Genomic DNA, 5,110 nt, shown 5'->3' with positions numbered 1-5,110 from the left:
TGCAGGCACTCCCAGGCGACGCTGTGGGCGACCATCGCGCCGCGAATGGTCAACCGATCATCGTCGAGGACCACGCGGCGGCCGACGGCGAACAGGCCGTTGGCCAGCAGAATGCCCCCGAGCCACGCGGCGGGCAGGACGTCCAGCCCGAGCAGGACGGCGATCGGCGCGCCGAGCAGTCCGCCGCCCAGCGCTGCCGCGCCGGCCGCCCGGTATCTGCCCGGCCCGCGTACGACGGCGGGCAGGTCGGGCACGCACGCCCGCATCGTCGCTCGCCGGTACCGGGCGACCGGGCAGGCCATATGCGCTGTCGTCCGAACCCGATCCGGTCCGGGCTACCCGGGAGGTGCGGCCGCCTCGCACGAAGCGCCACCAGGTGCCCGGCGGCGAGCGGAACGTCCGCAGCGGAGCGGTGGGCAGCAGAACGTCATCGCAGACCGACTCTGCGGCGGCCGGCTCGCCGAGAACAGAATCACTGCCGGCAGAATCACCGATGACAAAGGCCGGCCAGGCGTCATCGTGCATCCCGCCGACCAGCGTGGCGACGTGCGCGGTGACATCCTCGCTGGCCTCGCCCCGCCAGGCCCGCCCGAAGGCCCGCTCATCGGCCCATCCACCGGGAGCACCGAATTGACCAGATCCGGCAGGCTCGGACTCGGCCGTCCCAGCCGCCCAGCGAACGGGGACGACCGCGAGCGGCCGTTCGCCGCGCGCATCGTCCGCGGCGTAGACGAGCGCGGCACCACGCTCATCCGTCATGATCCTAACCTGGACGCCACGGTGCCGACCGGTCACCAGACGGCGGCGCGCACGCCATCCGACGAACTCCCGCGACGTCAACGCGAGCGCGGCCGCGCCGGCACCGAACGCCCCAGCCGCCCACCCGCTCGGGTCATCCGGTTCGGCCACGAGGCGAACCCAGTCGGGATCACCCGGATCGGTCAGGACCCGCACGGACGAACCGGTCGGGTACCTACCGGCGTCGGACACATCCACGCTGTGTCGTAACCCCGACGCAAGAACCACTGTGATCCGTCCATCGCCCACCGCGACGATCTGGACGCTCTCTACGCCGGCCACGGCGACATGATCGTCCTCAACGGCGCTCAGGTGGTCGTACCAGGCATACAGCCCGACCGCCACGGCAGTGAGCGCGGCCGCGGCCAGTAGTCGGGATCGCCGGGGGCCGCCCGGGCGAACCCGCGGCAGGGTCACGGGCATGCCGGCCGGCTGATCGAAGACAGCCCGCTGGGTCGTCCGGACCCGCGCCAGCCAGGCGGCGACCACACCGCAGGCCACGCCATACACGGCAAAGGCGACCCGAGCGGAACCGTTGGTGTCGACGAGGACATCCGCGGTGCCGAACACGATCCCGGCGGCGGCGCCGGCTACCGGGGACCACCACAGCAGCACCGGAACGCCCAGCAGGGATGCACCGAACAGGGCCGAGCCCAGATCCGGCCCGCAGCTGTCCGGGTCGGTGGCTGAGCATGCGGGACCATTGCCGACCGTCGCGGCCAGGACCACGACGAACCACGCGCAGATCAACGCGGGAAGCACCCAGGCAGGGATCCGTGCAGCCCACCAGCTGGCAGCCCGACGCCCGTCCAGCGAGGCCGCCCGCAGGTTCGTTGACAAGTCCGTGCCCTCCGCACAACCCCGCGCGCCGGTGCGAGGAGTCAGCCGCTGAACATACGCCTCCCCCATGCAGCGCCTTCGGCGATCACGCTCCACCAACAACCCCACCAGAACCTTCGGCGCGGCACGGGTACTGACGGCTCGGTCACCAGGATGACCGGCAACCGGGTCTCGGACCGTCGCAGCCGTACGGTCTTTGGGAACGATGTGAATCTGGTGTTGTGGCAGGAGCATCAGATTCACATCGCTAAGAGCGCCTGGGAGTAGTGGCGTGACAACCCGTGAGCGGAGGATGATGCCTGCACGATCAGAACCCACGGCGGCCGGTGACGCCGAACTGCGGCGTGGGCTGCAGCGGATGCGAATGATCGCGACCGGCCTGCTGGCCTTCGTCGTGATCATCTATGTCGTGTTCTGGCGGTGGGAGACCAGCGGCGGGCCACCGTGGGCCGCCTATGTCCGGGCCGCCGCGGAAGCGGGTGCGGTGGGCGCCCTGGCCGACTGGTTCGCCGTGACCGCCCTGTTCCGCCGGCCGCTGGGCCTGCCCATCCCGCATACGGCGATCATCCCGAACCGCAAGAACGACCTGGGGCGAAGCCTCGAACGCTTCGTCGCCGAGAACTTCCTGGCCGAGCCGGTGATCCGCGACAAAATCGCGGGCCTGGGGGTGGCCATGCGGATCGGGACCTGGCTCGGTGGACCCGGCCATGCCGAACGGATCACCGCGGAGGCATCCACCCGCCTGGTCGTGGCGCTCGCGGGCATCCGGGACGAAGTGATGGTGGAAGTGGTCGAAAAAACCATCCTGGCCCGGGTCATGGACCGCCCGTGGGCCCCGGCCGCAGGCACGGCGCTGGACCGCATTGTAGACAACGGACTACACCACCGTCTCGTCGACCTGGTTGCCGTCCAGGTGGAGACCTGGCTGCGCAACAACCCGGAAATCATGCTACAGATAGTGACCGACCAGGCCCCGTCATGGTCACCGCGCTTCGTGGATGAGGCGATCGCGGCCCGCGCCTACGCCGAAGCGCTGCGGTTCACCGGGGAGGTCCGCGCGGATCCGAACCACCGGCTGCGCCTGGCCCTGGACGACTTTCTGACCCGGTTCGCCGAGCAGCTGCGCACCGACCCGGGCACTGCCGAGCGGGTGGAGAAGTTCAAGGAACGTGTCCGCAACCACCCGGATGTCGACCTGCTGGTCGCAACCATGTGGAATACCACTAAATCCATCCTATTGGATATTGCCGGCGATCCGGACAGCGTCCTGCGGATGCGGATGGCCGACGAACTGCGGATGCTCGGTCATCGACTGACCACAGAACCACGGCTGGGCGCGGGCGTCGACGCCGCAGCGACCGACGTCATGGCGTGGATCGTCAACCGGTACCGATCCGAGATCACAGGCGTGATCAGCGAGACGGTCGCGCGCTGGGAACCGACCGAGACCGCGGCCAAGGTCGAACTCCATGTGGGTCGTGACCTGCAGTACATCCGTATCAACGGCACGGTGGTCGGCGCGCTCGCCGGGCTGGTCATCCATCTCCTGACAGGCCTGCTGCTGTGAGAGCGACCAGGGTGGCCCCGGCCCAGCGTGCGCGAGGTCTCACCTGCGGCCGGCGACGCCCGGCGGCATCCGGGGTGGTGATCGGTGTACGCTGAACCCGCTGGCGGCCACAGGCCGTCCATGGTGTGCGGTTTTCGAACCACATGCCCGAGGTCCGTGTGACAGTAGGTCGGGGCGAACCCAAGAGGGTTCACTCTGATCATGCTTTGGTGACGCGGCCCGAGCTGGACGCACGACCGCTGCCACATGATCGCCGACGCATCCACGCGGCGACCTCGACACGACGGACGGATGAACCCTGTCTCAGCACGGTGACACTCAGCCCTCCCCTGCCCGCCGACGTTCCCGGCCCGCTCGCGGTGGTGGTGGCAGCGGTGGCGGCGGCGCCTACCGCGGTCGCGGCGGCCCTCGTCCGGGCGGCAAGCAGAACGGCCCGAACCGATCCGCGACTCCGCCCCGCCCGACTCTGCCGACCCGCGAGCCACGGCCACCGGTCAGCTCCTTCGCGGACGCCGGCCTGCCGGCGGCCCTCGTCAGCGCCCTTGCCCGACAGGGAATCACCGCCCCGTTCGCAGTACAGGCCGCAACCCTGCCCGACGTCCTTGCCGGTGAGAACGTCCTCGGCCGGGCAAGCACCGGATCGGGCAAGACCCTCGGGTTCGGCCTGCCGATGCTCGCGGAGCTGTCGAAGAACCGCGCTGTCGCGCCGGGACGCCCCCGCGGCCTGATCCTCGTTCCGACCCGGGAACTCGCCCAGCAGGTCCACGACGCGCTGGACCCGCTCGCCCGGCCACTGGGCCTTCGGCTACGCGCGGTGTACGGCGGGACGTCGATCTCCCGCCAGATCAGCTCGCTGCGGCGCGGAGTGCACATCGTCGTCGCCACGCCCGGACGCCTGGGCGACCTGATCGAACGCGGTGCCTGCTCTCTGGAGGAGATCGCGATCACGGTGTTGGACGAGGCCGACTACATGTGTGACCTCGGCTTCCTCCCGGCCGTGCGAGCGCTGCTGGACGCGACCCCGGCCGGTGGTCAGCGGCTGCTGTTCAGCGCGACCCTCGACCGCGAGGTGGAGGTGCTGGTCCGCCAGTACCTGCCGGAACCGGTGCTCGTCGCCATCGACTCGGAGACCGCGCAGGTCTCGACGCTGTCGCGGCACGCTCTCGAAGCCTCGGATCCGGCTGCCCACACCCGCCTGGTCACCGCGCTCGCCGGTGGTTCCGGGCGGACCCTGGTGTTCGCTCGCACCCAGCGGGGCGCGGACCGGCTCGCCGAGCAGCTCACCCGCTCGGGCGTCCCGGCCCAGCCGCTGCACGGCGGCATGGCGCAGAACGCTCGGACCCGGGCGCTCGCCGGGTTCGCCGACGGCGCGCACCGGGTACTGGTCGCCACCGACGTGGCCGCTCGCGGCATCCACGTCGACGGCGTCGACATCGTGGTGCACGCAGGGCTTCCGAGTGATCCCAAGACCTACCAGCACCGCGGCGGACGGACGGCCCGAGCGGGCGCGCACGGCGCCGACGTGCTCGTCTCGCTGCCCGAGGAACGTGGCATCGTACGCGCGCTACTGCGTGCCGCCGGTAGTGACGCCCAGCCAGAACCGGCCGACGCGGACGCCGAGGTCGTAGCACGCCTTGCCGGACCGCCCGCGCCTCGGATCCTGCCGCAGCAGCGGTCCGCATCGGCTCAGGGGTCCTCAGCCGAGTCGGTTGCGGCCCGGGTGCCGACGCAGGGCCGGCCGTCCGGTGGCTCGCGGCGCGGCGCGGACAAGCAGTGGGGTGCCCCGGCATCCCGCGGTGGTTCGGCGTCCGGGCGCGGGTCCGACCAGCAGCGCCGCGGGGGGCGCCGCCAGGGTCCGCCATCCACGACGGCAACCGGGCAGGCCTGACCCGACCGGGGAGGCAA

At 71.0% G+C, this 5,110-nt stretch carries 3 protein-coding genes; 2 read left to right on the top strand and 1 reads right to left on the bottom strand.

From position 1 onward, the window contains the following. Positions 1-57: 57 nt before the first annotated feature. Complete coding sequence (locus tag U9980_RS16200; protein WP_322768679.1) at positions 58-1,638, bottom strand: hypothetical protein; 1,581 nt, start codon at positions 1,636-1,638, stop codon at positions 58-60. A 271-nt stretch (positions 1,639-1,909) separates the two neighbouring features. Here U9980_RS16200 and U9980_RS16195 point away from each other — a divergent pair, with 271 nt between their 5' ends. Further along, positions 1,910-3,205 (top strand): DUF445 domain-containing protein, encoded by a 1,296-nt coding sequence (locus U9980_RS16195; protein WP_322768678.1) that lies wholly within the window; start codon positions 1,910-1,912, stop codon positions 3,203-3,205. A gap of 589 nt (positions 3,206-3,794) precedes the next feature. Then, a complete protein-coding gene (locus U9980_RS16190) occupies positions 3,795-5,093 on the top strand; it encodes a DEAD/DEAH box helicase (protein WP_416210294.1) in 1,299 nt (432 codons plus the stop codon). The last annotated feature ends 17 nt before the right edge of the window (positions 5,094-5,110 follow it).

This window comes from Protofrankia sp. Cr1 (assembly GCF_963555865.1).
Taxonomy (GTDB): domain Bacteria; phylum Actinomycetota; class Actinomycetes; order Frankiales; family Frankiaceae; genus Protofrankia.
Note: the sequence above shows the minus strand (reverse complement) of the source record. Positions and strands in the feature narration are given on the sequence as shown.